24 protein-coding genes are annotated in these 26,839 nt (G+C 69.4%); 11 read left to right on the top strand and 13 right to left on the bottom strand.

The features are described from left to right. Positions 1-87 precede the first annotated feature (87 nt). Complete coding sequence (locus tag MOX01_RS04195) at positions 88-2,622, bottom strand: ATP-dependent Clp protease ATP-binding subunit (protein ID WP_046747599.1); 2,535 nt, start codon at positions 2,620-2,622, stop codon at positions 88-90. A gap of 204 nt (positions 2,623-2,826) precedes the next feature. Here MOX01_RS04195 and MOX01_RS04190 point away from each other — a divergent pair, with 204 nt between their 5' ends. From MOX01_RS04190 to MOX01_RS04175, 4 genes are all read left to right on the top strand, one after another. Beyond that, on the top strand, positions 2,827-3,456 hold the full coding sequence (locus tag MOX01_RS04190) for a hypothetical protein (protein WP_141368500.1): 630 nt from the start codon (positions 2,827-2,829) through the stop codon (positions 3,454-3,456). After that, positions 3,456-4,103 (top strand): hypothetical protein, encoded by a 648-nt coding sequence (locus tag MOX01_RS04185; protein ID WP_141368498.1) that lies wholly within the window; start codon positions 3,456-3,458, stop codon positions 4,101-4,103. The genes MOX01_RS04190 and MOX01_RS04185 overlap by 1 nt, the downstream gene beginning before the upstream one ends. Continuing rightward, positions 4,100-4,336 (top strand): helix-turn-helix domain-containing protein, encoded by a 237-nt coding sequence (locus MOX01_RS04180; RefSeq protein ID WP_046747597.1) that lies wholly within the window; start codon positions 4,100-4,102, stop codon positions 4,334-4,336. The genes MOX01_RS04185 and MOX01_RS04180 overlap by 4 nt, the downstream gene beginning before the upstream one ends. Before the next feature lie 144 nt (positions 4,337-4,480). After that, positions 4,481-5,905 carry a dicarboxylate/amino acid:cation symporter gene (locus tag MOX01_RS04175; protein ID WP_174799748.1) on the top strand — a complete coding sequence of 475 codons (1,425 nt, stop codon included), beginning with the start codon at positions 4,481-4,483 and terminating at the stop codon, positions 5,903-5,905. A 187-nt stretch (positions 5,906-6,092) separates the two neighbouring features. Here MOX01_RS04175 and MOX01_RS04170 read toward each other — a convergent pair whose 3' ends face one another. After that, positions 6,093-7,823 (bottom strand): cation:proton antiporter, encoded by a 1,731-nt coding sequence (locus MOX01_RS04170; RefSeq protein ID WP_058632974.1) that lies wholly within the window; start codon positions 7,821-7,823, stop codon positions 6,093-6,095. A gap of 54 nt (positions 7,824-7,877) precedes the next feature. After that, positions 7,878-8,204: a MerR family transcriptional regulator gene (locus MOX01_RS04165; protein ID WP_046747595.1), complete on the bottom strand. Its 327-nt coding sequence runs from the start codon at positions 8,202-8,204 to the stop codon at positions 7,878-7,880. 134 nt (positions 8,205-8,338) lie between these two features. Here MOX01_RS04165 and MOX01_RS04160 point away from each other — a divergent pair, with 134 nt between their 5' ends. From MOX01_RS04160 to MOX01_RS04150, 3 genes are all read left to right on the top strand, one after another. Next, on the top strand, positions 8,339-8,761 hold the full coding sequence (locus tag MOX01_RS04160; protein ID WP_058632973.1) for an Hsp20/alpha crystallin family protein: 423 nt from the start codon (positions 8,339-8,341) through the stop codon (positions 8,759-8,761). 113 nt (positions 8,762-8,874) lie between these two features. After that, entirely contained in the window at positions 8,875-9,915 is a 1,041-nt protein-coding gene (locus MOX01_RS04155; RefSeq protein ID WP_127012689.1) for an LLM class flavin-dependent oxidoreductase, read from the top strand. Positions 9,916-9,998: 83 nt separating this feature from the next. Further along, positions 9,999-10,208 (top strand): hypothetical protein, encoded by a 210-nt coding sequence (locus MOX01_RS04150; RefSeq protein WP_045264467.1) that lies wholly within the window; start codon positions 9,999-10,001, stop codon positions 10,206-10,208. A gap of 30 nt (positions 10,209-10,238) precedes the next feature. On the opposite strand, the gene pheA is transcribed toward MOX01_RS04150, so the two are convergent. Next, complete coding sequence (gene pheA / locus MOX01_RS04145; RefSeq protein ID WP_045264466.1) at positions 10,239-11,189, bottom strand: prephenate dehydratase; 951 nt, start codon at positions 11,187-11,189, stop codon at positions 10,239-10,241. Positions 11,190-11,358: 169 nt separating this feature from the next. On the opposite strand from pheA, the gene pgm reads away from it, so the two are divergent. Further along, positions 11,359-13,002, top strand: coding sequence for a phosphoglucomutase (alpha-D-glucose-1,6-bisphosphate-dependent) (pgm, locus tag MOX01_RS04140; protein WP_141368496.1), 1,644 nt, complete (start codon positions 11,359-11,361; stop codon positions 13,000-13,002). Between the two features lie 31 nt (positions 13,003-13,033). Here pgm and MOX01_RS04135 read toward each other — a convergent pair whose 3' ends face one another. The 6 genes from MOX01_RS04135 to MOX01_RS04110 form a co-directional block, all read right to left on the bottom strand. Beyond that, positions 13,034-14,185: a glycerate kinase gene (locus tag MOX01_RS04135; RefSeq protein WP_141368494.1), complete on the bottom strand. Its 1,152-nt coding sequence runs from the start codon at positions 14,183-14,185 to the stop codon at positions 13,034-13,036. After that, on the bottom strand, positions 14,182-15,246 hold the full coding sequence (locus MOX01_RS04130; protein ID WP_141368492.1) for a LacI family DNA-binding transcriptional regulator: 1,065 nt from the start codon (positions 15,244-15,246) through the stop codon (positions 14,182-14,184). The genes MOX01_RS04135 and MOX01_RS04130 overlap by 4 nt, the downstream gene beginning before the upstream one ends. Positions 15,247-15,322: 76 nt before the next feature. Next, positions 15,323-16,201: a sugar phosphate isomerase/epimerase family protein gene (locus MOX01_RS04125; RefSeq protein WP_058632967.1), complete on the bottom strand. Its 879-nt coding sequence runs from the start codon at positions 16,199-16,201 to the stop codon at positions 15,323-15,325. Then, the gene (locus MOX01_RS04120; RefSeq protein ID WP_141368490.1) at positions 16,198-17,361 is read right to left on the bottom strand and encodes a dihydrodipicolinate synthase family protein; all 1,164 of its coding nucleotides are present in this window, start codon (positions 17,359-17,361) and stop codon (positions 16,198-16,200) included. Before MOX01_RS04120 ends, MOX01_RS04125 begins: the two co-directional genes overlap by 4 nt. A gap of 7 nt (positions 17,362-17,368) precedes the next feature. Then, complete coding sequence (locus tag MOX01_RS04115) at positions 17,369-18,532, bottom strand: Gfo/Idh/MocA family protein (RefSeq protein ID WP_046747686.1); 1,164 nt, start codon at positions 18,530-18,532, stop codon at positions 17,369-17,371. Positions 18,533-18,679: 147 nt separating this feature from the next. Continuing rightward, entirely contained in the window at positions 18,680-19,636 is a 957-nt protein-coding gene (locus tag MOX01_RS04110) for a LacI family DNA-binding transcriptional regulator (RefSeq protein WP_141368834.1), read from the bottom strand. 162 nt (positions 19,637-19,798) lie between these two features. On the opposite strand from MOX01_RS04110, the gene galT reads away from it, so the two are divergent. Genes galT through galE form a run of 3 tightly spaced genes read left to right on the top strand, consistent with a single transcriptional unit; the run spans position 19,799 to position 23,229 of the window. Continuing rightward, entirely contained in the window at positions 19,799-21,001 is a 1,203-nt protein-coding gene (gene galT / locus MOX01_RS04105; protein WP_141368488.1) for a galactose-1-phosphate uridylyltransferase, read from the top strand. After that, positions 20,998-22,200, top strand: coding sequence for a galactokinase (galK, locus tag MOX01_RS04100; protein ID WP_141368486.1), 1,203 nt, complete (start codon positions 20,998-21,000; stop codon positions 22,198-22,200). Before galT ends, galK begins: the two co-directional genes overlap by 4 nt. 48 nt (positions 22,201-22,248) lie before the next feature. Then, positions 22,249-23,229, top strand: coding sequence for a UDP-glucose 4-epimerase GalE (gene galE / locus MOX01_RS04095; protein ID WP_113680804.1), 981 nt, complete (start codon positions 22,249-22,251; stop codon positions 23,227-23,229). 3 nt (positions 23,230-23,232) lie between these two features. On the opposite strand, the gene MOX01_RS04090 is transcribed toward galE, so the two are convergent. The 3 genes from MOX01_RS04090 to MOX01_RS04080 form a co-directional block, all read right to left on the bottom strand. After that, on the bottom strand, positions 23,233-24,585 hold the full coding sequence (locus tag MOX01_RS04090) for an MFS transporter (protein WP_141368484.1): 1,353 nt from the start codon (positions 24,583-24,585) through the stop codon (positions 23,233-23,235). Continuing rightward, entirely contained in the window at positions 24,582-25,511 is a 930-nt protein-coding gene (locus tag MOX01_RS04085; protein ID WP_058632961.1) for a polysaccharide deacetylase family protein, read from the bottom strand. Before MOX01_RS04085 ends, MOX01_RS04090 begins: the two co-directional genes overlap by 4 nt. Before the next feature lie 91 nt (positions 25,512-25,602). After that, a complete protein-coding gene (locus MOX01_RS04080) occupies positions 25,603-26,751 on the bottom strand; it encodes an ROK family transcriptional regulator (protein ID WP_061015520.1) in 1,149 nt (382 codons plus the stop codon). Positions 26,752-26,839: the final 88 nt, after the last annotated feature.

The following is a 26,839-nucleotide window of genomic DNA, read 5'->3' as shown; positions in this document are numbered from 1 at the left end:
GGGACACAAGAGGCGGGGACACAAGAGGCGGGGACGCAAGAAGGGGCGGATGCCGCAGCATCCGCCCCTTCTCGTGGTTCCGGGAGGTCACTCCCCGCTGGCGACCGCCAGGTCGGGGGTGCCGGAGATCGCGCCGCCGCCGGTGTTCACACCGACCGCGACGGGACCGCCATCGCGCGGGCCGTGCTCGAACAGGAACTGCCCGTCCTTCGCGTCGACCTTCACGTGGTCTCCGGAGTTGAGCTCACCGTGCAGGATCTTCTCCGACAGACGGTCCTCGACCTCGTGCTGCATCGCGCGACGCAGCGGTCGGGCGCCCAGGGCCGGGTCGAAGCCGATCTCGATCAGACGCTCCTTGGCGGCCTGCGACAGCTCGATCGTCATGTCGCGGTCCAGCAGACGCTCACCGAGGCGCTTGGTGAACAGATCGACGATCTGCACCAGCTCTTCCTTCGACAGCTGCGGGAACACGATGATGTCGTCGACACGGTTGAGGAACTCGGGCTTGAAGTGCCGCTTGAGCTCTTCGTTCACCTTGCCCTTCATTCGGTCGTAGCTGGTCGAGTCGTTGCCCTCGATCTGGAAGCCGACGGGTCCGCCGGCGATGTCGCGCGCACCGAGGTTGGTGGTCATGATGATGACCGTGTTCTTGAAGTCCACGATCCGACCCTGACCGTCGGTGAGACGACCCTCTTCCAGGATCTGAAGCAGCGAGTTGAAGATGTCCGGGTGCGCCTTCTCGATCTCGTCGAAGAGGACCACGCTGAACGGCTTGCGCCGCACCTTCTCGGTGAGCTGGCCACCCTCTTCGAATCCGACGAATCCGGGAGGGGCACCGAACAGACGCGAGACGGTGTGCTTCTCACCGAACTCGCTCATGTCGAGGGAGATCAGCGCAGCTTCGTCGTCGAACAGGAACTCGGCGAGAGCCTTGGCCAGCTCGGTCTTTCCGACACCCGTGGGGCCGGCGAAGATGAACGAGCCGGAGGGACGCTTCGGGTCCTTGAGGCCGGCACGCTGACGACGGATGGTCTTGGAGAGGGCGGCGATGGCCTCCTCCTGACCGATGACGCGCTGGTGCAGCGCCTTCTCCATGAAGACGAGTCGGCTGGACTCCTCCTCGGTCAGCTTGAACACGGGGATGCCGGTCGCCTGGGCGAGCACCTCGGCGATCAGGCCCTCGTCGACGACCGCCTGGGTCGCGACGTCGCCCGCACGCCACTGCTTCTCGAGGCGCAGACGCTCCGCGAGGAGGCTCTTCTCCTCGTCGCGCAGGGAGGCGGCCTTCTCGAAGTCCTGCTCCTCGGAGGCGACTTCCTTCTGCTCGCGCACGGCGGCGATCTTCTCGTCGAACTCACGCAGCTCGGGCGGGCTGGACAGGATCGACAGACGCAGACGTGCGCCGGCCTCGTCGATCAGGTCGATGGCCTTGTCCGGGAGGAAGCGGTCCGAGACGTAGCGGTCGGCGAGGTTCGCCGCGGCCACGATCGCGCCGTCGGTGATCTGCACCTTGTGGTGCGCCTCGTAGCGGTCGCGCAGACCCTTGAGGATGTTGATCGCGTGCGGCAGCGTCGGCTCGTTCACCTGCACCGGCTGGAAGCGGCGCTCGAGCGCGGCGTCCTTCTCGAAGTGCTTGCGGTACTCGTCGAGCGTGGTGGCACCGATCGTCTGCAGCTCGCCGCGGGCGAGGAGAGGCTTCAGGATGCTGGCCGCGTCGATCGCACCCTCGGCGGCGCCCGCACCCACGAGGGTGTGGATCTCGTCGATGAAGACGATGATGTCGCCGCGCGTGCGGATCTCCTTGGTGACCTTCTTCAGACGCTCCTCGAAGTCACCGCGGTAGCGGGAACCGGCGATGAGCGAGCCGAGGTCGAGCGAGTAGAGCTGCTTGTCCTTCAGCGTCTCGGGCACATCGCCCTTGACGATCGCCTGGGCCAGCCCCTCGACGACGGCGGTCTTGCCGACGCCCGGCTCGCCGATCAGGACGGGGTTGTTCTTGGAACGGCGGGAGAGGATCTGCATGACCCGCTCCGCCTCCTTCTCGCGCCCGATCACCGGGTCGAGCTTGTTGTCGCGTGCGGCCTGGGTGAGGTTGCGACCGAACTGGTCGAGCACGGCCGAGCCGCCCTGAGCGCCCGCCTGCGAGTCGTTGGTCTGCGCACCGACGGACGCCGGCTCGCGACCGGGAGCGCCGGAGAGCAGCTGGATGACCTGCTGGCGCACCTTGTTGAGGTCGGCGCCGAGCTTGACGAGCACCTGGGCGGCGACGCCCTCGCCCTCGCGGATGAGGCCGAGCAGGATGTGCTCGGTGCCGATGTAGTTGTGGCCGAGCTGGAGGGCCTCGCGGAGGCTGAGCTCGAGAACCTTCTTGGCGCGCGGGGTGAACGGGATGTGGCCGGTCGGCTGCTGCTGACCCTGGCCGATGATGTCCTGCACCTGCTCGCGCACGGCGTCGAGGGAGATGCCGAGCGACTCGAGCGCCTTGGCAGCGACACCTTCACCCTCGTGGATGAGACCGAGCAGGATGTGCTCGGTTCCGATGTAGTTGTGGTTGAGCATCTTCGCCTCTTCTTGGGCGAGGACGACCACTCGACGGGCTCGGTCCGTGAATCTCTCGAACATGCTGTGACTCCTTATTCGCACGGGGCGAAGCGCTGACACCTATGGCGTTCTCTGCGCCTGTACATCGAGAGTAACCACCGCGAACGGCACGTATGCCCGTGTTCGCCGTGGGCATACCGGAGGTTGACGGGGTTATCGACTGTCGTTATGTTAACGAAAGTCGATAACAACGGGTCCGAACCGGGCCACGGAGAAGGAGGCGCCATGACCGATGTACCGACCGCGACCAGAGCGGCGAGCCTGGTGGAGAAGACCGTGCTGGGTGTCATCGCGGGAGCCGCGGGAGCCATCGCCGTCGTCGATCTGATCGCCGCAGGTATCCGCACCGCCGTCCTGATGACGAGCCCGTCCGTCACCGTCCCGTCGATGCCGCTGAGCACGGCCGAGGCGCCCGCAGTGCTCGCGGCGTCCTCGAACATCTCCGATGCACAGTACGACACCGTCACGCTCACCGCCTCCGGCCTCAGCCTCTCTCCCCGCCTCCTGCTCGCCATCGCCGATGCTCTCGCAGTCCTGGGCCCGATCGTGCTGTGTGTCGCGGTGGCCTGGCTCTGCATCCGCCTCTTCATCGGTCGCCCCTTCGGCAGTGCGGCGACCTGGGGCATCGCCGTCGCCGCGCTCGCCGTCATGGCGGGCGGTCTGATGAGCCAGGCGGTGCGCGCGAACGCGTTCAGCGAGATCACCTCCGAGCTGAACCTCGTCTCCGCTGGCGTTCCGGCGTTCGAGATGTCGATCGACCTCGCCCCGTTCGGGTGGGGCTTCGCGCTCGTGGTCGTCGCCGGCGCGTTCGAGATCGGCCAGCGGCTGCAGCGCGACACGGAAGGACTCGTCTGATGAACACCACCGCAGCCGCAACCAAGGCCACCCGCTCCGAGACGGCGGACGCGATCGCCGTGATCCTCTACGCCGCCGCGGCTCTGGTGACGGTGGCGTTCGCCACGATCCTTCGCGTCGCCGGCACCTTCCGCGACTCCGGGATCGCGTGGTCGATCCCGATCGACGAGCAGCCGATCTCGGCGACCACCGACTCCGGCGCGATCTCCGTCGAGGGGATAGCCCAGGATGCGATGGTCTTCGCCACCGGTGTGAACGCGGTGTCGGTCGGGGCGATCATCGCCGCCATCACCCTGTGGGCGCTCGCGGCCCTGCTGGTGATCGGGTCGGTCACGCTGGTCGCCTGGAACTTCCTGCGCGGACGTTTCTTCGTGCGCGGCAACGCCCGCGCGTTCGATGTGATCGGCTGGACCCTGGTCGTCGCGCCGATCCTGATCGTCATGTTCGAGACCATGGGCCGCAACGGCGTCACCTCAGCACTCGGCCTCGGTGAGGGAGAGCCTGCGCATCCGATCGAGTTCTGGAGCGTCGCCCCGATCTTCGCGACCGGCGTGACCGTGGGCCTGATCGCCGTCGCGTTCCGCCGCGGCATCCGCCTGCAGAACGAGAAGCTCGCGCTCGAGAAGGAAACGGAGGGGCTGGTGTGACCCCGGCGGAGAGCGACGACGAGTTCACCGGCATCCACTGCCGACTCGATGAGCTACTCGCCGATCGCGGGATGACCCTCACCGAGCTGAGCGCCGCGGTCGGGGTGAGCATCGTGAACCTGTCGGTCCTGAAGAACGACCGCGCCCGCGCCATCCGCTACTCCACCCTTCGCGCGATCTGCGAAGCGCTCGACTGCGAAGTGGGCGAGCTGCTGGTGCTCGCTCCCCGCTGAGCCCCCTCCCCCGCTGAACTCACTCCCCCGCTGAGCTCGGGAGCGTCATCCTTCGTCATATCCACCCAGGGAATTCTCAGGGAGTCATAGCGTTGGGCCTCATGGCGCGCACTCGGCGCGCCGCGATCCTGGAGTCCCCACCCCATGAGCACCACCGCACGCGCCCAGAAGGCGCCAGACACCCGCGGACCGGTCCGGAAGCTGCTGACGTCGTTCGGCTTCCAGATCCTCGCCGCCCTCGTCCTCGGCGTCGCCGCCGGTCTGATCGGCCGCCAGCTCGGCGCCACCGCCGAGAACCCGAACGGCCTGTCGGCGACCCTCGACACGATCGGCAGCTCGTACGTGACGCTGCTGCGCGCCGCCGTCGTCCCGCTGATCTTCACGGCCATCGTCGCCAGCATCTCGAACCTGCGCCGCGTGCAGAACGCTGCACGCCTGGCAGGGCAGACGATCCTGTGGTTCGCGATCACCGCGTTCGTCGCCGTGATCATCGGCATCGTCCTCGGCCTCGTGATCCAGCCGGGCAACCGCGCCGGTGAGGGCCTCGAGACCGGCGACCCGTACACGGTCGGCACCTGGTGGAACTTCCTGCTGGGTCTCATCCCGCAGAACTTCCTCGGGCTCACGGTCAGCACCAACCCCGGTGCCGTCGAAGGCACCTTCAGCTCCAGCGTCGGCTTCAACATCCTGCAGGTCATCGTGGTCGCGGCCGTCGTCGGCATCGCCGCGCTCAAGGCCGGCAAGAAGGCAGAGCCGTTCCTCGTGTTCACCGAGTCGCTGCTCAAGGTCATCCAGCGCGTGCTGTGGTGGATCATCCGCATCGCCCCGCTCGGCACGTTCGGCCTCATCGGCTCTGCAGTGATCAAGTACGGCTGGGAGAAGCTGGCCTCACTCGGCTGGTTCGCCGCCGCGGTGTACATCGGCCTCGCGCTCGTGCTGTTCGTCGTCTACCCCGTCCTGGTCAAGACGCACGGCCTGTCGATCAAGCAGTACTTCTCCGGCGTGTGGCCCGCGGTGCAGCTGGCCTTCGTCAGCCGTTCCTCGATCGGCACGCTGCCCCTCACCGAGCGCGTGACCGAGCGCAACCTCGGAGTGCCCCGCTCCTACGCCTCGTTCGCCGTGCCGCTGGGCGCGACCACGAAGATGGACGGCTGCGCCGCGATCTACCCGGCCATCGCCGCGATCTTCGTGGCACAGTTCTTCGGCATCGAGCTGAACTTCGTGCAGTACCTGCTGATCGTGATCGTCTCGGTCGTCGGTTCCGCCGCCACCGCCGGAACCACCGGCGCGGTCGTGATGCTCACGCTGACGCTGTCGACGCTCGGTCTGCCGCTCGAGGGCGTCGGACTGCTGCTCGCGATCGACCCGATCCTCGACATGGGCCGCACCGCGGTCAACGTCGCGGGTCAGGCGCTGATCCCGACCATCGTCGCCAAGCGCGAGGGGATCCTGAACGAGGAGCTCTACAACGCTCCGCGCGAGGGCCTCCCCTTCGCCGACGACTCCGGCGACGACGACGCTCCCGAGGCGGACGCGTCCGCCGACAAGGAGCCGGTCAGCGCACGCTGACCCCCTCCCCCTCTCCCTCCCCCTCTCTCCTCCGCCGAGACCCACGCGCGTCGTCGAGACCCACAGTCGCAGACGTCTCAGACGATGGGTCTGGGCGACGACGATGGGTCTCGGCGGAGGTGGGGAGGGGGGACGGGGAGCGGGAGGGGAGGGGAGGAGGTGAGGAGGGGGGGAGCGGGAGGGATCGTCAGGCGCGGCTCTGTTGACGGGTGGCACCGCGCGTGTCGAGCGCGAGCTCCTCGGCATCCATCGCGGCGATGAGCTCCCGCATCACCTCTTCATCGAGATTGCCGGCGTCGCGCTCGGCGAGGAGGATGTCGCGGCGCACCTGCAACCACCCTCTGGACAGCGCGACGAGGTCGTCATAGGAGGGCCGGGTCACGGCGTCCTCGACCTTCTGCGCCTCGTCGGTGTCCTTCTCCACCCGGGTCATACGCTTCGTGAACGCGTCGAACACGCTCAGATCGACCTCGCCGTACTTCGCCTCCCACTCCACGCGCTTCTCGGCGAGATAGGCCTTGCCGGCCTCGCGGCTCTTCTCCCGCACTTCCGCAAGAGCCGCCTCGTCCTCCGCCTCATCCGCGTCGCGCTCGATGCCGAGACCACGGATCAGCATGGGCAGCGTGAGCCCCTGCAGCAGCAGGGTGCCCACCGTGACGATGAACGCGACGACGACGATCGCGTGCGACGCCTCGGTGTCGAGGGTCGCGAGGTCGGCCGCCGCCACCGCGATCGCCAGCGTCACCACCCCGCGCATGCCCGCCCAGGAGATGACGGCGCTGTCCTTCCACGTGAGGGTGAGTCCCGCCATCTGCTCCCGAACGATGTGGCTGCGCAGTTCGTCCGCCGTGTAGTTCCCCCAGCGACGCGACCTGCGGTGACGTTTCTCGAACTCCCCGGATTCCACACCGCGATCCCAGCGCTCGAGACGCTTGCGGTCCTGGAAGTTCGACCACGCACTGGTCGGGTAGATGTAGAGGGGCCGCACGATGACCACCACGAGCAGCACCGCGCCGGAGAGCAGCAGGATCTGTCCGACGGACTCGCTGCCGAGGTCGCTGAGCACGCGAGGGAACTGCAGCCCGATGTAGGCGAACACGAAGCTCTCCAGCAACAGGTCGGCCGAGAGCCACAGCGGCTTCTCCTGTTGGCGCGTCGTGTAGTCGGTGCGCGGCGAGTTGTAACCGACGTAGAGCCCCATCGCCACGACGGCGAGGACTCCCGATCCGAGCAGATGCTCGGCGATCGCGTACGCACCGAACGGAGCGAGCAGTCCGAAGGTGCCGATGACGACCGGATCGCTGATGCGCATGCGCAGCTGGTGCAGGACGATCCCGAAGACGAGTCCGACGGCGACACCGACGCCGACAGCCAGCAGGAACTGCAAGACACCGCCCCACACCGAGACCGTCGCCCCGGCGAGGATCGCCGCGAACACCCGGTACAGGGTGAGCGAGGTCGCGTCGTTGATGAGGCTCTCGCCCGACAACACGGTCATGATGCGTCGAGGCAGTCCGAGCCGACGACCGATCGCCGCGGCGGACACCGCGTCGGGAGGAGCGACGATCGCGCCCAGCAGCAGTGCGCCGGGAAGCGTGAGCGAGGGCAGGATCCACCAGGCGACGAACCCGACAGCGAGGGCCGTGAGCAGCACGAGCCAGATCCCGAGACGGCGGATCTGCGGCAGGCTGCGCTTGAACCCGACGAAGGAGACATCGAGGGCGGCCGAGTACAGCAGCGGGGGCAGCACGAGACTCAGGAGCACATGCCCGTCGATGTCGAGATCGGGCACGAACGGGAGGAACGACGCGGCGAGCGCGACCACCGTCACGAGCAGAGGTGCAGGCCATCCACGCCACCGCGCGAAGGCGGCGACGGCGACCGAACCGACGAGGACGTAGAAGATGCCTGCTTCCATGCCTCAACGGTAGTGGTCGGGCCCGATGGACGGTCGGCCGCGTCGCACCATCGATCAGTCGGCGGAGCGGCGGCCTCTCCCGCGCTGAGCATCGAGAGCTTCGCGGAGCTGCTCGTTGCGCACCTGCAGGTCGTCGTTGGCATCCTGCAGGTCGAGCATCCGAGCGATCCCGGCGATGTTCACGCCGTCTTCGCGCAGTGAGGCCGCTCGCCGCAGCCGTTCGATGTCGTCATCGCTGTAGCGGCGGGTCCCGCCTTCGCTGCGGGCGGGGGTGAGCAAGCCCTTGCTCTCGAACAGGCGGAGCGTCGCCTCGGGGAGCTCGACCAGCTGCGCTGCGACGGCTATGCCGTAGAGCGGCGTCCGGCTGTCACGATGCGGCATGCGGCCACCCCCTGAGGTCGGCGGGATTCGGAGTTGCAAATCTAACACGAGTTGTCGTATAAAAAATCTATAGCAATGGTGCAGATCTCCTGCACCACCGATTCGCCCTCAGGGCAGCACGAAAGGAGAACCTCATGGCACTGACCTTCGACCCCTTCAGCCAGCTCGATCGCTTCGCCGCGAGCGTGCTGGACTCCGTTCGCGCTCCCCGGCCGATGCCGGTGGACCTCTTCCGCGACGGAGACCGGTATGTGCTCCACGCCGACCTTCCCGGGGCCGACCCCGGCTCGATCGACGTCGATCTCGACGGCGGTCAGCTCACGATCCGCGCACAGCGCACCCCCGACACCCGTGACGGTGTGCGCTGGCTCGCCCGTGAACGCGGATCCGGCTCCTTCCTGCGGCAGTTCTCGCTCGGCGAGGGTGTCGACCTCGACGGCATCAGCGCCTCGTACGAGAGCGGTGTGCTGTCCGTCATCATCCCGGTGAGCGAGCGTGCCAAGCCGCGCAAGATCACGGTGGAGTCCACTGATCAGCGCGAGGCGATCAACGCCTGACGAACGGTGGGGGCGGCGTGACTGTCGCCCCCACCCCGTTGGGCCCTGAACACCGCCGGACGAACCGGGCAAGACGGGGAATGACGGCGCCTGCGGACGCGTTGCAACCGAGGATGCCCGATACAGCTCTCTCCGTCCTCGACCTCGTCCCGGTTCGCACCGGCCAGACCAGCGCAGAGGCCGTCGCCGCCTCGCTCGCTCTCGCGGAGGTCGCCGACCGCCTCGGCTATCGCCGCTACTGGTTCGCCGAGCACCACAACATGCCGTCGGTCGCGTCGACCACTCCCCCGGTGCTGATCGCGGCCGCAGCCACCCGCACCTCGCGCGTGCGGCTCGGTTCGGGCGGCGTGATGCTGCCCAACCACGCGCCGCTCATCGTCGCGGAGCAGTTCGCGGCACTCGAGGCGATCGCGCCCGGCCGCATCGACCTCGGCCTCGGGCGCGCTCCGGGAAGCGACCCGGTCATCACCCAGCTGCTCCGCGGTTCGGGAACGACGAGCGACGTGGAGCAGTTCCCGCGCCATGTGCAGGACATCGCCGCACTCCTCTCCGGCGAGGGAGCCGCCCTGCGCTTCACCTCTGGCGGGGAGTACACGGTGCGCGCCACTCCGGCCGCGACCGGAACCCCCGAGGTCTGGCTGCTCGGATCGAGCGACTACTCGGCCCAGCTCGCCGCATCCCACGGGCTGCCCTACGTCTTCGCCAACCACTTCTCGGGGCAGGGTCTCGAACGCGCGCTCGATCTCTACCGCACCGGGTACCGCCCCAGCGAAGAGCACCCTGAGCCGCGCACGTTCCTCACCGTGAACGCGGTGGCGGCGCCGACCCAGGACGAGGCGGAGGCTCGCGCGCTGCCGCAGCTGCGGATGATGGCGCGCCTGCGGCTCAATCAACCCCTCGCCGCTCTCGAGACCGTCGAGCAAGCGATGTCCGCCGTCACCGACCCGGCTACCGACGAGGTCGTGCAGGCCGCCCGCTCTCGCTGGTTCGTCGGCACGGGTGAGAGCGTCGCGGCCGAGGTGCGTGCCTTCGCCGAGCGCCACGGCGTCGACGAGGTCATGCTCTCACCGGTCGCCGGTGCCTACGACGCCGAGCCGAAGGATGCCCCGACCGGACGAGCGCAGACTCTGGAGCTCATCGCCGCTGCGCTCTGAGCCGACAGTGATGGCCGCTTGTCAAGCCCTGGCCTTCCCCTGCGGGCAGGCGTAGCCTCGGCGGCAGAGAGAGGGGTTCGACGATGAGCACCACGAAGACACTCGCACTCTGGGTGGCCTACGGACGCAACGGCGTTGTGGGCAGCATCCGCCACGACGAGGACGGCTACACGGTCACGATGGTCGGGGCCGACGCGACGACGGGCACCTACCCGAGCCTCGCCTCGGCGAAGGGTGCGCTGCATTCGCACATGACGCCGGGGAGCGACTGGCCGCGCTTCCAGGAGCACTGAGCGGCTCGACGGCCTGACGGACCGGGAGAGTCAGGACTCCGGTTCGCCGGAGAGGATCCCGCGGAGCCAATCGCGCGCCTCGACGAACACGTCGTCCGAGTAGCGGTCAGGGTACTGCACGATCTGACGGTCCGCCCGCGGGTACGACCCGAGGAACACGACGCGGGGACTGAACCGGCGGATGCCGAGCAGCGCATCGGCCATGCGCTCGTGCTCGATGTGGCCGTCGGCGTCGATCACGAACCGGTAGCGACCCAACTCATCGCCGATGGGCCGAGACTCGATGAGCGACAGGTTGATACCGCGGGTGGAGAATTGCTCGAGCATCTCCAGGAGCGATCCGGGGTGGTCGTGCGGAAGCTCGACGATCAGGGACGTCTTATCTGCACCGGTCGGTTCCGGTGAGCGGGTGGTGCGGGTGACCAGCACGAAACGGGTCACCGCCTGCGCGTTGTCGCCGATGCCTTCCGCCAGCACATCGACGTCGTAGTGGTTCACGATGCCGGGAGCCGCGATGGCGGCCTGGGCGGGCAGCGTTCCGTCGAGGACGCCGATCGCGGAGGCGACGTTGCTCGAGGCCGGCACGTGCGAGTGCGACGGCAGGTGCGCGCCGAGCCAGCCGTGGCACTGCGCGTAGGCGACGGGATGCGCCGCGATGACCTCGACCTGGTCGAGCGTCGTGCCGCGCGGGGCGACCAGCACGAAGTTCACCCGCACCAGGTACTCGCCGATGATGCGCAGACCGGGGAGGGTCGCCAGAGCGTCCTGCGTGGTGGACACCCCTCCCTCGATCGAGTTCTCGATCGCGATCATCGCGGCGTCGCTGCGCCCCTCGAGCACGTCGGCGAGGGCCTCGCCCACATTGTGCACGGGGCGCCAGTCCTGCCCGCGGGCCTCGGCCACCTGATCGAGCGCCGCCTCCGTGAAGGTGCCGGCGGGGCCGAGATAGCTGTAGGTGCGGCGTTCAGTCACGGGTTTCACCTTATCCCTCGGTGACGGCGCCGCTCCCCCGCGTGACTTCCCCTCCCGTCGCAATATTCCACCTTCGTCGGCGGTTCTGGCTGTCATATCGCGACGAGAACGGCGAGGCGGGAGAGGAAGAGGGCCTCTTCCGGATGCGATCACGCCGAACAGGGGGCAGACTGAGAGGATGACGAGCCGTGCCGGCCTCCCCGCGGAGGAAAGTGACCTGATCGACGTCGACGAACTGATCGCCGCCTACTACGACCGCACGCCGAACCCGGAGGTGGCCGCAGAGCGCGTCGTGTTCGGCACCAGCGGCCATCGCGGATCGTCGCTGTCGAACAGCTTCAACGAGAACCACATCCTCGCCACGACGCAGGCGATCGTCGACTACCGCGACGCGCAGGGGATCACCGGTCCGCTGTTCCTCGGACGCGACACGCACGCGCTGTCGCTCCCCGCCGAGCGCAGCGCGATCGAGGTGCTGCTCGCGAACGGCATCGACGTGCGCGTCGACTCCCGCGACTCGTGGGTGCCGACTCCGGCCCTCAGCCACGCGATCCTCACCTACAACCGCGGCAAGGCGGCAGACGACCCCGGTCGCGCCGACGGCATCGTCGTCACCCCCTCGCACAACCCTCCGCGCGACGGCGGCTTCAAGTACAACCCTCCGCACGGCGGGCCCGCCGACACCGACGCGACAAGCTGGATCGCCGACCGGGCGAACACCCTGATCGCCGCGGGGCTCGAGGGCGTGAAGCTGGAGCGCTTCGCCGACATCGACTGGGACTCCCTCACCGGCTACGACTTCCGTGACGCCTACGTGCGCGATCTGCCGTCGATCATCGACATCGATGCGATCCGCAGCGCCGGCGTCAGCATCGGCGCCGACCCGCTGGGCGGAGCCTCCGTCGAGTACTGGTCGCTGATCGCCGAGATGCACGACCTCGACCTCACCGTCGTGAACCCCGAGGTCGACCCGACATGGCGCTTCATGACGCTCGACTGGGACGAGAAGATCCGGATGGATCCGTCGTCCCCTTCGGCGATGGCATCCCTGGTCGCGAAGAAGGGCTCCTACGACGTCCTCACCGGGAACGACGCCGACGCCGACCGGCACGGGATCGTGACCCCGGACGCCGGACTGATGAACCCGAACCACTACCTCGCGGTCGCCATCGACTACCTGTTCTCGCACCGTGAGGGGTGGCCCCGCGACGCCGCGATCGGCAAGACGCTGGTCTCGTCCATGATCATCGACCGCGTCGCCGAGTCGCTCGGACGGCGCCTGCTGGAGGTTCCGGTCGGATTCAAGTGGTTCGTCCCCGGGCTGCTCGACGGCTCGGTCGCGTTCGGCGGGGAGGAGTCGGCCGGTGCCTCGTTCCTCCGCAAGGACGGCTCGGTTTGGTCCACGGACAAGGACGGCATCCTGCTGTGCCTGCTGGCCGCCGAGATCATCGCCGTCACCGGGAAGACCCCCTCGGAGCGGTACCACGAGCTGGAGACCGCCTTCGGCGCATCGGCGTATCAGCGCGTCGACGCTCCGGCGACCCCGGAGCAGAAGGCGACCCTCGGCAAGCTCGCTCCCGAGGCGGTGACGGCGACCGCGCTCGCCGGCGAGGACATCACGGCGAAGCTGTCGCACGCCCCTGGCAACGGTGCGGCGATCGGCGGCCTCAAGGTGCAGACCGAGCACGCCTGGTTCGCCGCTCGCCCTTCGGGCACCGAAGACGTCTACAAGCTCTATGCGGAGAGCCTGCGCGGTCCTGAGCACCTCGCCGAGGTGCAGGCCGAAGCACGCGCCGTGGTCTCCGCCGCGCTCGGCGACTGACGGCGGCGGACCGTCGGTCTCGCGCCGGCGGTCAGGACGGTTCGCCTGCAGATGCGGTGCGAGCTGCGGCGGTGCGAGCTGCGGCGGTGCGAGCCAGAACGGCGCCGGCGGCGCGCAACCAGCGGACGGGTTCGGCCAGCGCCGCCTCCGACGAACCGGCCAGCGCGGTGAGAGACGCGACGTCGGCGAACGACGAGGTGTCGGCGTCTGCGGTGACCCGCCCTGCCGCCAGCATCGCCACGGCTCCGGCCTCGGCCGCGAGATTCGCGAGGAACGACGGCACCTTGCCGTCTCCGGACTGGCCGTCGTACGACCCCTCCCCCGTGATGATCGCGTCGGCATCGGAGAGCGCATCGGCGAGACCCATGAGCTCGGCGACCTCCGCGGCACCGGGAGCGAGCTCGCCACCCCACGCGACGAGGGCTGCTCCGGTTCCGCCGGCCGCGCCGTAGCCTGGCCCTGCGGGATCGATGGCGAGCAGTTCGGCGAGCCGGCCGAGGCCGTCGTCGACGATGGCGATGTCGTCGACCGATCGCAGCCCCTTCTGGGGGCCGAACACCGCGGCCGCACCGCGCGGGCCGGTGAGCGGATTCGTGACGTCGGTGAGCACCCGCACGTCGGGTGCCGCGCGCAGCCCGGTGAGATCGGCGGACGCGATGTCTGCGAGGCCACGCGCGCCGCGAGCGACCGGAACGCCGGTGGCATCGAGGAACCGCGCGCCGAGGGCCGAGAGCATCCCGGTGCCTCCATCGGTGGACGCGCTGGAGCCGATGCCGACGACGAGGCGTGAGACACCATGATCGATGGCTGCGGCCAGGGCCTGGCCGAGGCCGGTCGTATCCGCATCCCAGGGACGCAGCTCCTGCAGCAGCTCGATGCCCGAGGTCGAGGCGAGGTCGATCACACCTGTGCCGTCGGGGGCGTCGACCGTCGGCGGCAGCAACAGCCAGAAGGTGTCGACCCGCACCCCGGCAGGCCCGTCGACCGCGAGGGGCATCCGCACCGCGCCTGGCACCGCCGCTTCGAAAGCCGCAACGGTCCCCTCACCACCGTCTGCCATCGGTCGATGCACGAACTCAGCCTCGGGTTCGACCGATGCCCAGCCCTCCGCGAGCGCGACGGCCGCCTCCACCGCGGCGACCGTGCCCTTGAAGCTGTCGGGGGCCAGCACGACCCTGGTCACGAGCCGACCATCGGAGTGCTGGCACGCACGATGACCTCGAGCGGCAACGGGGCCTGCACCCACTCGACGTCGACCGTCGCGCGGAACGCCTGGTACCCGACGTCGCTCAACGGCACACGCACCGTCGTCAGTGCCGGGGAGACATCGCTGCTCGCGGGGACATCGTCGAAACCGCAGACCGCGATGTCGGTGCCGATCTCGCGCCCCGCGTCACGGATCGCGGACATCGCCCCGAGCGCCACCACGTCGCTGATCGCGAACACGAGGGTGCCGGCCTCCACTCCGCGGTCGAGGGCCGCCCTCATCCCGGCAGCCCCGGACTCCCGGCGGAAGTCGCCACGATGCACGCTCTCGACGACGCCACCCGCCTGCTCGAAACTCGCGCGGAAGCCGACGAGACGATCATCCGATGTGCGCACCCCGTCCGCCGCGCCGAGAACGATGGCACGGCGGTATCCGCGCTCTGCCATCAGACGACCCAACGCCTCCGCACCGGAGCGGTTGTCGATCTCGATGTGACGCTCTCCCTCGCCGTCTGGTCCGAACGCCACGACGCGGCCGCCCTGCCTCACGAACTCCGCGAGCTCGTGCGCGGTCTCGGCCTCTGTGGCCTCCTGTGTGCGAGAGGCGGCCAGGATCAGGCCTCGGGGCCGCTGCCCGCGCAGGGCGCGCACGATCCGCGCCTCCCGCGCCTGGTCCCTCTCGGTGATCGCGATCGTCACGACCAGCCCCTCCTCGTCCGCTCCCCTGGCGACGCCTGACGCGATCTGTCCGAAATAGGGGTCGGCGATGTCGGCGACGAGCAGGGCGATGACCGGCGACGTGCCCTTCGCGATCGACTGGGCCGAGACGTTGGCGGTGTACCCCAGCTTCCCGGCCGCGGACTCCACCCGTTCCCGGAACGACTCGGCGACCTTCCGCTCGGAGCCGTTCAGCACGCGCGATGCGGTCGCGAGCGAGACCCCCGCCTCGCGTGCGACGTCGTGCAGGGTGGGGGCGGGCCCTCGCACATGACGCGGAGACCGCGCTGGCCGCTCCGCGGACGTTGCGGGCTTGGTCATGACCCAGATCCTACTTGCCACGGTCCCGCCTCAGCATCACCGCGAGGGACGACGCGGCGCCGGCGACCGGACATCCTCACCTCAGGTACGGGGAGACGGCTTCGGCGAACGTCTCGGCAGTCCGCCGTACGACGTGATCCGGAGCGTCCGCCCAGATGTCGGCGTTGAAGATCTCGACCTCGATGTCACGGTCGTATCCGGTCGCGATCACGGCGCGCGTGAGCGAGGCGAAGTCGATCACCCCGTCGCCGGTGTAGTGCCGTGAGAGCAGCACATCGTCCGCGAGGGGCGTCTTCCAGTCGCACACCTGGTACGTGGCGATGCGTCCCTCCCGGCCGGCGCGCGCGATCTGCTCGAGCACCTGCGGATCCCACCAGATGTGGAACGTGTCGACGGCCGCGCCCACCACATCGGGCTCGAAGTCGCCCGCGATGTCGAGCGCCTGACCGAGCGTCGAGACGACGGCGCGATCGGAGGCGTACATCGGGTGCAGCGGCTCGATCGCGAGCGTCACACCCGCCGCCTTCGCCTCGGGGGCCAGCACGCCGATGGCATCGCGCACGCGCTCGCGCGCTCCGATCAGGTCGCGCGATCCCGCGGGCAGCCCCCCGGCGACGAGCACCAGCACAGCGGTGGATCCCGCGGCTCCCGCGGCCGCGAGCGTCGCCGTCTCCTCGATCGCACGGCGGTTGTCGTCGAGCGCCGCGCGCCTCTCCGGGCCGTCCGGCAGCGTGAAGAATCCGCCTCGGCAGTGCGTCGAGAACCGGAGCCCCGAGTCTCGGAGCATCCGCGCCGCGACGTCGAGCCCGACGTCGTTCACGGGCTCACGCCAGAGTCCGATCGACCGTACGCCGGCGGCGGCCGTGACCCGCAGCGCCGTCGCGAGGTCGGCGTGCTTGATGGTCGCCTGATTGATCGACAGTCGCGGATCCGGAGTCTGCGCTTCGCGGGTCATGCGTCCACTCCGTTCACACGCAACATGCTGTGCCACCGCTCGCGGGCGAGGTCGGGCTGCTCGAGCGCGAGCGAGTCGTTCGCGAGCTCGACGATGCGGCTCAGATGCGGCAGGCTGCGCGCGGAATGCAGCCCGCCGACCATCTGGAACGCGGGCTGGTGCCCGTTCAACCAGGAGAGGAACGCCACACCCGTCTTGTAGTAGAAGGTGGGTGCCGCGAACACCTGCCTGCTCAGTGCCTCGGTCGGACCGAGGACCCGCCGGTACTCCGCAGCGTCACCCGCATCCAACGCCTGGATCGCCGCGGACGCGACAGGGGTGATCGCGGCGAAGGCTCCCAGCAGCGCGTCGGAGTGGGCACGGTCCGCAGCGCCGTCGATCAGGTCCACGTAGTTGAAGTCATCGCCGGTGAACATCCTGACCTCCTCGGGGAGGCGCGAGCGCACCGCGATCTCGGAGTCGGCGTTCAGCAGGCTCATCTTGACACCCGCGACCTTGCCAGGGCTCTCGGCGATGATCTGCAGCAGCACCTCGGACGCCGTCTGCCAATCCTCCGCACCGAAGTAGCCGGCGAGCTCGGGGTCGAAAGCCGTACCCAGCCAGTGCAGCACCACGGGGGTCGTCGCGCGCGAGAGCACCTCCCGATACACGCGGCGGTAATCGGCGGCGTCGGCGGCGACACGGGCGAGGTGGCGCGAGGCCATCAGCACGGGTCCGGCGCCCTGCTCCTCGGTGAAGTGCAACTGCTCGGTGTAGGCCGTGATCACCTGCTCGAGGGGGATGTGCGTCTCGGCGATGTGGTCGGTGTTGACGCCGACGACGACCGAACCGCCCTCCTCGCGCGCGACCTGAGCGCTGCGGGCGATCAGCTCACGGGTGGCTGCGGCATCGAGACCCATGTTCCGCTGCGCCGTGTCCATCGCGTCGGCGACGCCGAGACCCCAGGAGTACACGTTGCGGCGGAAGGCGAGGGTGGAATCCCAGTCGATGTCGGCGGGCTGTCCCGGGGTGTTGTCGGCATGCACCTTCGGCACGACGTGTGCAGCGGCGTAGGCGACACGACTCTGCAGCGGCGTCGTCGGGCGGGCGTATGCGCCCGAGTCGTTGAGGGCGGCGGCGAACGTCTCACCGCTGGGGCGGAGGAGGCGCAGAGTGCTCATGCGCGCCTCAGCCCAGGGTCAGCGGCGACAGGGCGATCTTGCGACCCTCGGCGCTGGAGGTCAGTCCCGCCTCGGCGAACTGCACACCCCGTGCACCGGCGAGCAGGTCGAACGGGTATTCGGTGCCCTCGACGTAGGAGACCAGATACTCCTGCCACTGCTGGCGGAAGCCGTTGAGGAAGACGTCGTTGGTCGGCACGTCCTGCCAGTCGGCGTCGTAGTCGCGCGTGTCCTCGAGGTCGGGGTTCCACACGGGCTTCGGGGTGGCGTTGCGCGGCTGGATCTTCGCGCCGAACAGTCCGACCACGGCGGATCCGTGGGTGCCGTCGACCTGGAACTCGACGAGCTCGTCGCGGTTCACGCGCACGGTCCAGGAGGAGTTGATCTCGGCGATCACGCCGCCCTCGATCTCGAAGATCCCGTACGCAGCGTCCTCCGCAGTGGCGGTGTAGTGCTCGCCCTTCTCGTCCCAGCGGTCGGCGATGTGCACGGCGGCCTGCGCGTACACGCTCTTGACCTCGCCGAACAGGTTCTCCAGCACGTAGTTCCAGTGCGGGAACATGTCTGTGATGATGCCGCCGCCGTCCTCGGTGCGGTAGTTCCAGCTCGGACGCTGCGCGGGCTGCCAGTCGCCCTCGAACACCCAGTACCCGAACTCGCCGCGTACGGAGAGGATGCGGCCGAAGAATCCGGAGTCGATCAGGCGCTTGAGCTTCTGCAGACCGGGGAGATACAGCTTGTCGTGCACGACGCCGGTCTTGACGCCCGCCTCGTCCGCCAGGCGCGCGAGCTCGAGTGCCTCCTCGAGCGACTCCGCAGTGGGCTTCTCCGTATAGATCGCCTTCCCTGCGGCGATGGCCTTGCGGATCGCGGAGGCGCGGGCCTTGGTCACGAGGAAGTCGGCGTAGATCTCCCACTGCGGGTCGGCGAGCGCCGCGTCGAGATCGGTCGTGTAGTCGTCGATGCCGTGCTTCGCCGCCAGCTCGGCCAGCTTGGCCTCGTTGCGTCCGACCAGGATCGGCTTCACCGTGATGCGGGAGCCGTCGGCGAGTTCGATGCCGCCCTCCTCGCGGATCGCGAGGATCGAGCGCACCAGATGCTGCCGGTAGCCCATGCGCCCGGAGACGCCGTTCATGATGATCCCGATCTCGCGGGTGTTCGCCTGTGCCATGGTGTTCCGTTTCTGTCGCAGGAGGCCGTCGGTGCGCTTCCCCGGTGGTCGGACCTGCTGGTAGGCCACCAGATGGGAAAACGCTTTCCGGCATCATGGCACGACATCGAGGCGAACTGCAACAGGCGCATCAGGAGGGTGTGACGGTCAGCGCGATGTCGTGCTGGCGCGCTCGACGAGCTCGGTTCCGACGACCGAGGCGGCGCGAGCCTTCGACACCCCTTCGATGGCGTCGATCAACGACGAGACCGCGCACTGGGCGAGGGCCGTGAAGTCCTGCCGGATGGTGGTCAGTGGAGGGCGGTAGTTCGCCGCATCCGGCACGTCGTCGAAGCCGATCACGCTGACATCCTCCGGCACCCGGCGCCCCGCGTCGGAGAGCGCGCGCAGCAAGCCCAGCGCCATCTGGTCGTTGGCGGAGAAGACCGCGGTGGCCGCCGTCAGTGCAGCTGCCGCCCGGTGGCCCGAATCGGCGCTCCAGTCACCCCGGACGACGGGCGGAGCATCGATGCCGGCAGCGGCGAGGGTCTCGCGCCAGCCCCGTTCCCGCTCCATGGCGGCGAAGGAGTCGGCGGGACCGGCGAGGTGATGGACCGTGGAGTGCCCGAGCTCCAGGAGCCGTTCCGTGGCCGCCGCTGCGCCACCGGCATGATCGCTGTGCACCGAGGCGAAGCCGGCCTCGGTCGGGGCGTCGACGACCACGAGCCTGAGCCCGCTCGGGCGCTCGGTGTCGGAGACCAGGGCCGACGCCTCGTTCAGGACGATCGCGCCGTCCACCTCTTGCTCGGCGAGCCGGTCGAACGCCTCACCGATGCCCCGGGCGGCAGTCACCAGCGTGAGGGCGTATCCGCGCTCCGCCGCCGCCTCCGCCGTCGCCTGGAGCATGCGGGAGTTGCCGACCGTCGAGAGCGTGGTGACGACGAGTCCGATGGTCTGCGAACGCCCGGTGCGCAGGGCGCGGGCCGCGCGGTGCGGGCGGTATCCGAGCTCGACCATCGCGGTCTCGACACGCGCTCTGGTATCGGGGTCCACGCGGGGGCTGCCGTTGACGACACGGGAGACCGTCTGACCCGAGACACCGGCACGCTCGGCGACCATGGCCATCGACACCCGGCGGGAGGACGAACGCCCGCGGTCGGAACCGGGCACGTCGACGCCTTCTCCGCCACTCCCGCGTGCTCGCACCCGCCGCCTCCGTCCCGCGCACGGTGGATGCGCGACTCGCTCGTGTTGACGTTATCACGGGGCTGCGCCTACCATGTTTACGTGAACACGCCCGAGCTTCCGGAGACGCGCACCGAGACCCTCGGCGCCGGCGTCGTCAAACGCGCCACCACCCTCGCCGACGGCCGCGATCTGATCTACTACGACGACCCGGGGACGACACTCGGACCGGAGCGCTCCGTGGATGCCCGCACCCTCGGCCCTCGACCCGACACCGCGACCATGCGCCTCGACGTGCTCACCGGCGACTGGATCACGGTGGCCGCGAACCGGCAGAACCGCGTGATGATGCCGGGTTCGGATGCCGACCCCCTGGCCCCGCAGACGCCGAGCAATCCGTCGGAGGTGCCGTCCCGCTACGACGTCGCGGTGTTCGAGAACCGCTCCCCCGCATTCGGTCCTGCTCTCGCCGAGGCGGTGGGCACCGCACCGCAGGCTGCGAATGCTCCCCGCGGTCTCGACGACCTCGTCGCCCTGGGCCTCGGTCGCACGCGCACCTCGGTCGGACGCTGCGAGGTCGTCTGCTTCAGCCCCGAGCACGCAGGCTCCTTCGGCACGCAGTCGGTCACCCGCGCGCGCACCGTGATCGAGGCGTGGGCCGACCGCACGGCCGCGCTCTCCCGGCTGCCCGGCATCGAGCAGATCTTCCCGTTCGAGAACCGCGGCGAGGCGATCGGCGTGACGCTGCCCCACCCGCACGGCCAGATCTACGCCTACCCGTACGTGACCCCGCGCACCGCTCGCGTGCTGGAGTCGATCGACCGCACGGCGCCCGACCTCTTCCAGCGCATCCTGGATTCCGAGCAGGCGTCCGAGCGCGTCGTGTTCCGGGGCGAGCACTGGACGGCGTTCGTGCCGTTCGCCGCGCGCTGGCCGCTCGAGGTGCACCTGATGCCGCACCGTCACGTGGCGGATTTCGCCGAGACCTCGGCGGCCGAGCGGGACGAACTCGCACCCCTGTACCTGCGTCTGCTGCGCGGCGTCGACGCCCTCTACGACTCCCCCACCCCGTACATCGCCGCCTGGCATCAGGCACCGGTGCACGTGGGCCGCGACACCGTGCGCCTGCACCTGCAGCTGACGAGCCCGCGCCGTGCCGCCGACAAGCTGAAGTTCCTCGCCGGCTCGGAGGCCGCGATGTGGGCGTGGGCGGCAGAGGTGCCGCCGGAGGTCGGAGCCGCGCGACTCCGCGAGGCCATCGAGCGCACAGCAGACGACCAGACCGATCCGGGAGCCTCCGCATGACCGCCGCACACGACGACGCCGCACACGATGACGCCGGATCCCTGTTCGCGCGCCTCACCGGCCGCGAGCCGGACGGATTCTGGTCGGCACCCGGACGCGTGAACCTCATCGGCGAGCACACCGACTACAACGACGGGTTCGTGCTGCCGTTCGCCATCCCGCAGCGCACGGTGGCCGCCGTCGGCCTGCGCGACGACGACCGGGTCCGAGTCGCCTCCACCTTCGCCGAGGAGCCGGTCGAGGTCGACCTGGACGATCTGGATCGGCTCTTCCCCACCCCCGCGGGCGCCCACCCTGCCGTCCCCGAATGGGCCGCGTACCCCCTCGGAGTCGCCTGGGCGATGCGACAGGCCGCGACGGAGAGCGGGCCCTTCGGAGGATTCGACCTCACCATCGCGTCCGACGTGCCCGTCGGGGCGGGACTCTCCTCGTCCGCCGCGATCGAGGGCGCGACGGCTTCCGCGCTGAACGACCTGTGGAACACCGGCTTCGACGGCACGCACCTCGCCCGCATCGGGCGCCGTGCCGAGAACGAAGCGGTGGGCGCGCCGACCGGCATCATGGACCAGATGGCGTCGATGCTCGGTCAGCCCGACACCGCGATCTTCCTCGACTGCCGCTCGTTGGACGCCGAACTCGTCCCACTCGCCGTCGCCGAGACGGGCCTCGCGATGCTCGTGATCGACACGCGCGTGAAGCACGCCCACTCCACCGGCGGCTATCGCGAGAGGCGCGCTTCCTGCGAGCTCGGCGCCTCGCTCCTGGGTGTGCCGGCACTGCGCGACGTCACGGTGGACGACCTGCCGCGGGCGCAGGGTCTGATGGACGACGTGACCTTCCGCCGCGTGCGCCACATCGTGACCGAGAACCAGCGGGTGCTCGACACGGTGCGGGTGCTGCGCGAGCGGGGCGTGCGAGCGATCGGCGACTTCCTGGTCGCCTCGCACGCATCGATGCGGGACGACTTCGAGATCTCGACCCCCGAGCTCGACACGGCCGTCGACACCGCCCTGGCCGCCGGCGCCCTGGGGGCGCGGATGACGGGCGGCGGTTTCGGCGGTGCGGCGATCGCTCTGGTCGAAGCGTCCGACGTCGCCTCGGTTTCGGAGGCCGTGAGGGATTCCTTCGCGGCGCACGGGTTCGTGGAACCCCTGCTGTTCGCGGTCCTCCCCTCAGCCGGTCCTCGGCGCGACGCATGACAGAATGATCCATCGGGCCGCGACGAATCCGCGGCAGGAGAGGAAGCAATGTCCTGGATCGTGACCGGCGGGGCCGGCTACATCGGCTCCCACGTCGTGCGTGCGCTTGCGAACGCGGGGCTCACGCCTGTCGTGCTCGACGACCTCTCCAGCGGTGTCCCGTCTTTCGTGCCCGAAGGCGTGGAGTTCGTGCAGGGCAGCATCCTCGACCGCGCGCTCGTCGAGAGCACGCTGCGCGAGCATGACGCCGAAGGGGTGATCCACGTCGCCGGCTTCAAGTACGCCGGCGTCTCGGTGCAGCGCCCCCTGCACACCTATGCGCAGAACGTCGACGGCACACGCGTGATCCTCGAGGCCATGGAGTCCGCCGGTGTCGCGAACATCGTCTTCTCCTCGTCCGCCGCGGTGTACGGCACCCCAGACGTCGCCCTCGTCGTCGAGGACACCGCCAAGAAGCCTGCCAGCCCCTACGGGGAATCCAAGCTCATCGGCGAGTGGCTGCTGCGCGACCAGGCGATCGCGACGGCGGACTCGGAGCGCCCGCTGCGGCACACCTCGCTGCGGTACTTCAACGTGGTGGGATCCGCCGATCCGACGGTCTACGACGTCAGCCCGCACAACCTGTTCCCCATCGTGTTCGAGGCGCTGATCGCGGGGAAGACCCCGCGCATCAACGGCGACGACTACGACACGGAAGACGGGACGAACGTACGCGACTACGTGCACGTCGGCGACATCGCGGCCGCCCACGTCGCGGCGGCCCAGCGCCTCACGTCCGGCCAGCCCCTCGAAGCGGCATACAACCTCGGCTCCGGCGACGGCCTCAGCGTGAAGCAGATCATGGATGCCGTCGCCCGCGTGACCGGAATCGACTTCACCCCCGAAGTCGGCCCCCGGCGCCCCGGAGACCCCGACCGCATCGTGGCGACGGGCGAGCTCGCCGCACGCGACCTCGACTGGACCATGCGGTACTCGGTGGACGAGATGGTGCGCACGGGCTGGGAGGCCCGACAGGCAGCTCGCCCCTGACGGTCAGACGTCGCGGGCGCGGATCGGGTATGCCCAGAAGCACAGCCAGGCGACGGCCGTGAACCCGAGCGGGATCACCGCGAGCATCAGCCGGATGCCTCCGTCGACACTGTCCGGCTGTGCGTCGCCGAGAGTGGCATCGAACCCGGCAGCGTTCAGCACCACTGCGGCGACGATCGCCTGCAGCACGACCGAGCCACGGACCACGAATCCGTTCACCCCGAAGTAGGCGCCTTCTCGACGGCGCCCGGTGCGGGTCGCGTCATCGTCGATGATCTGCGCGAGCATGACCTCGAGCAGCTGCAGCAGACCCCCGACACCCACACCGACGGCCACGCCGACCAGCGCAGCGCCGAGCACGGTCGAGGGGGCGAGATAGCCGACAACGGCCGTCCCGAACACCGCGACGCTCCACAGCATGGCCGTGCGCGGCGAGGTGCGGCGGACGACCGCGCTCCACAACACGATCGAGGGGATCGCTGTCACGAAGATCGACCCGAGCAGCAGACTGCCCTCTCCCTCCGGCGCGTGCAGCGAGTAGCGCACGTAGAAGGGGACGGCGGCGAGGATCACGGCGATCGACGTCTGCACGAACAGCGAGCCGAGGACGTACGGGACGAACGCACGGTTGCGGAAGGTATAGGTCAGCTGATCACGCCAGCGCATGGCCTCCCCCGGGTTGTCGGGCGATGACGACTCCGCTGATGTCTCCGGCGTCCGGCGCTCGATCATGCCTCCGAGGAACGACCACACGAGCAGCACGAGACAGACGGCCCCGAGCACCATGGCCATTCCCGGCCAGCCGATGGCGCCGTACAGGGCGGGAGCGCCGGCCGTGCCGAGCACCATGCCGAGGATCGCGAAGATCTGTCGCGGCGCGTTGCCGCGGGCCCGCTCCTCGGTGGTGCGGAAGATCTCAGGGAACAGCGCCGAGATGTTCAGCACGACCACCACGAAGGCCACGTCGTAGACGGCCACGACGACGAGGAACCAGACGATGAGGCCGGTGACCGGGAGATCCGGCGGCATCCAGACCAGCGCGAAGGCGACGACGAGTGGCACGATGCCCAGGCCGATCCACGGGATGCGCCGACCCCAGGGCGTGCGCAGCCGGTCGGAGATCGTGCCGACGACGGGGTTCAGCACGGCGTTCAGCACCCCGTGGGCGATCATGGCGATCGCCACGCCCGTCGCCGGGACCGCGAGGTGCGAGACGTAGAAGTAGACGACGAAGGCCGAGAAGGTCTGCGCCATCAGTTGCGTCGGGAAGCCGGATGCGCCGAAGGCGATCGTCTGCGCTCTGGTGGGCGCCGCATCCAGTCGTCGGTCCCGTACGCGTTCGCGCAGAGAGGTCACCGGGCGCTGCCCCTCTGCAGGTCTCGCAGGTCGCGCCAGCCGATGCGCACGAGCGCCTCATCCTCGATGGCCTGCAGCACGACCGGGTCGCTCAGCAGACGCAGCTCATAGCCGCGCTTCCTCGCGCTGAAGTCGACGGCCGCGCGGAGCTCGTCGTCGTCGACCATCGGATGCAGGTAGATCTCGGTGACTCCGGCCGGCACCGCCCGCAGCAGCGCGATGAAACCGGCTCGCACCTCCTCATACGTCTCCTCGTCGGGTGCGCCTTCGCGCAGGAGTTCGAACGGATGCGACCAGAGGCGATCGATGATCTCGACGCCGGACGCGTCGGCGGCCGCTGCGGCGCGATCGAGCTGAGCCTGCAGGGCGGGGTTCTCGCCCACACCGTCCATGCTGCGGGGCAGCCGGAAGGGCAGGCCGTGCCGTGCGGCGAGTTCGAAGACCGGCTGCAGGAAGTCCCGTCCCGTCACGAGCCCGTAGACCGACCCCATGTGGTTGTCGAGGTGCGTCACATCCACGCCGGCATCGAGCGCGGTCTGCAGTTGGGCGGAGAGTTCGGCGGCGACATCCTCGTCTGAGGCGTTCTGCTCGACGGAGAGCACATCGGTCGGGAAGAAACCCGCAGCGTCGACGAGGCTCGTGTCCGAGCCGGTGAGCGGACGCCACCGGTAGCGCGCCCATTCGCTCGTGAGCACGAGATGCACACCGACGTCGAGATCCGGACGGGAGGCGGCGAAGGCGAGCGCTTCGGGCGACCAGGAGCACGGGACCATCACGGTGCTCGAGTCGATGCGCGAGGACGTGAGCAGGTCGACGATGGCGGTGTTCGCGGCATGGCACATGCCGAAGTCATCCGCATTGAGGATGATGGCCCGCGTGCCGGGCGCGAGTCCGAGGCGGTCGGCGAGTTCGGAGGGTGCGGTCATCGGATGATCCTGTCGGTGGTCGAGCGGCGTTGCTCGGAGGCGTGGCGTGGTGCCGGTGAGTGGGCTTCGGCGGTCGAGTCAGGGTGGTCGTTCAGCGGCCACCCTTGGGTGCGGGCGTGAGGATGCGGCTGAAGAGGTCGCTGCGGAGCGCTGCCGCGGCTTGGTCGACCGCACCGATGAGCGGAGCCTCGGTGCCGAACGACGAGACCAGGAACCGGAGCGGAAGCTGCGCCTCGTACTCGGCGGCGATGCGCTCGATCGCGGCGACGAGGGCCGGGTGTGCGGCCTTGCCGCTGAGGATGAACGCCTCGGGGTCGAGCACCAGCCCCACGGTGCCCGCGACGAGGACGATGCGGCGGGCGAGCTCTGACACGATCTGGACAGCCGCCTCGTCTCCGCGCTCGGCTGCTTCCAGATGGTCGTCGAGCGACGCATCGGGGTCTCGTCCGACGCCGAGAGCCAGGTCTCCGACCACCGCGTCGCCGGCGAGGGGCGCACCGATCGGGATGGGCGTCTGCGGCAAGTACATGACTTCGCCTGCGACGCCGGAGAACCCGCGGTGGAGTTCCCCGTCGATGACGATGCCTGCACCGAGCCCGTCGTCGAGCAGCAGCAGCGCGAAGCTCGCGAGCGTGCCGCCTTCACCGCCCGTGAGCTCGGCGAGGGCTGCGAGGTTGACGTCGTTCTCGACGCGGACGGGGCAGTCCAGGGCCGTGGAAAGAGCCGAGCGGAAGAGGCCGCCGTCGGGGCCGAAGTCGTCTCGGATGCCTCCGTCCGCCGTGACGATGCCGGGGACTCCGACCACCGCCAGGTGCACGGCCGCTTTCGCCGCATTCACCGAGCGTCGGCAGCGTTCCACGAGCCCGACGATGTGGGCCACGCGGTCATCCGTTTCGGCGAAGGGCCCGTGTTCCTCCGCCTGCACAGTGCCGGTCGCGTCGACCAGCACGACGTGGGCGGCGTGATGATCGACGTGCACGGCCGCGGCGAAACCGAGCCGGGGGTGCAGGGCGACGCGTCCTGCAGCAGGACCCCTCGTGTCACGGTCGATGCCCGCGGGGGCGACGGCACCGGCATTCTCGAGCATCCGCAGCACCTGGGTCACCGCCGTCCGTGAGAGTCCGGTGGTCGACATCAGGTCCGAACGGGTCTGCGGACCGCTGCGCGCGAGAGCTTCGAGGATCGCGCGGCCGTTGAGCGTGCGGAGCAGGCCCTGCGGTCCCGCGAGTGGTCTGGACATAGGGGTTGCGGGTTCGCCTCTCTTCGTCGCGTCGTGCACCACTGGCTGTGCCGGGCGCAGTGCCCGCAAGCATGCCACATCGTGTCGC

The sequence above is a fragment of the Microbacterium oxydans genome, from assembly GCF_006540085.1.
In the GTDB taxonomy this organism is placed as follows: Bacteria; Actinomycetota; Actinomycetes; order Actinomycetales; family Microbacteriaceae; genus Microbacterium; species Microbacterium oxydans.
Note: the sequence above shows the minus strand (reverse complement) of the source record. Positions and strands in the feature narration are given on the sequence as shown.

Coding starts and splice junctions, on each gene's coding strand:
- MOX01_RS04195 (WP_046747599.1), bottom strand. CDS start 2,622: ATGTTCGAGAGATTCACGGACCGAGCCCGTCGAGTGGTCGTCCTCGCC.
- MOX01_RS04190 (WP_141368500.1), top strand. CDS start 2,827: ATGACCGATGTACCGACCGCGACCAGAGCGGCGAGCCTGGTGGAGAAG.
- MOX01_RS04185 (WP_141368498.1), top strand. CDS start 3,456: ATGAACACCACCGCAGCCGCAACCAAGGCCACCCGCTCCGAGACGGCG.
- MOX01_RS04175 (WP_174799748.1), top strand. CDS start 4,481: ATGAGCACCACCGCACGCGCCCAGAAGGCGCCAGACACCCGCGGACCG.
- MOX01_RS04170 (WP_058632974.1), bottom strand. CDS start 7,823: ATGGAAGCAGGCATCTTCTACGTCCTCGTCGGTTCGGTCGCCGTCGCC.
- MOX01_RS04165 (WP_046747595.1), bottom strand. CDS start 8,204: ATGCCGCATCGTGACAGCCGGACGCCGCTCTACGGCATAGCCGTCGCA.
- MOX01_RS04160 (WP_058632973.1), top strand. CDS start 8,339: ATGGCACTGACCTTCGACCCCTTCAGCCAGCTCGATCGCTTCGCCGCG.
- MOX01_RS04155 (WP_127012689.1), top strand. CDS start 8,875: ATGCCCGATACAGCTCTCTCCGTCCTCGACCTCGTCCCGGTTCGCACC.
- MOX01_RS04150 (WP_045264467.1), top strand. CDS start 9,999: ATGAGCACCACGAAGACACTCGCACTCTGGGTGGCCTACGGACGCAAC.
- pgm (WP_141368496.1), top strand. CDS start 11,359: ATGACGAGCCGTGCCGGCCTCCCCGCGGAGGAAAGTGACCTGATCGAC.
- MOX01_RS04130 (WP_141368492.1), bottom strand. CDS start 15,246: ATGACCAAGCCCGCAACGTCCGCGGAGCGGCCAGCGCGGTCTCCGCGT.
- MOX01_RS04125 (WP_058632967.1), bottom strand. CDS start 16,201: ATGACCCGCGAAGCGCAGACTCCGGATCCGCGACTGTCGATCAATCAG.
- MOX01_RS04120 (WP_141368490.1), bottom strand. CDS start 17,361: ATGAGCACTCTGCGCCTCCTCCGCCCCAGCGGTGAGACGTTCGCCGCC.
- MOX01_RS04115 (WP_046747686.1), bottom strand. CDS start 18,532: ATGGCACAGGCGAACACCCGCGAGATCGGGATCATCATGAACGGCGTC.
- MOX01_RS04110 (WP_141368834.1), bottom strand. CDS start 19,636: ATGGCCATGGTCGCCGAGCGTGCCGGTGTCTCGGGTCAGACGGTCTCC.
- galK (WP_141368486.1), top strand. CDS start 20,998: ATGACCGCCGCACACGACGACGCCGCACACGATGACGCCGGATCCCTG.
- galE (WP_113680804.1), top strand. CDS start 22,249: ATGTCCTGGATCGTGACCGGCGGGGCCGGCTACATCGGCTCCCACGTC.
- MOX01_RS04085 (WP_058632961.1), bottom strand. CDS start 25,511: ATGACCGCACCCTCCGAACTCGCCGACCGCCTCGGACTCGCGCCCGGC.
- MOX01_RS04080 (WP_061015520.1), bottom strand. CDS start 26,751: ATGTCCAGACCACTCGCGGGACCGCAGGGCCTGCTCCGCACGCTCAAC.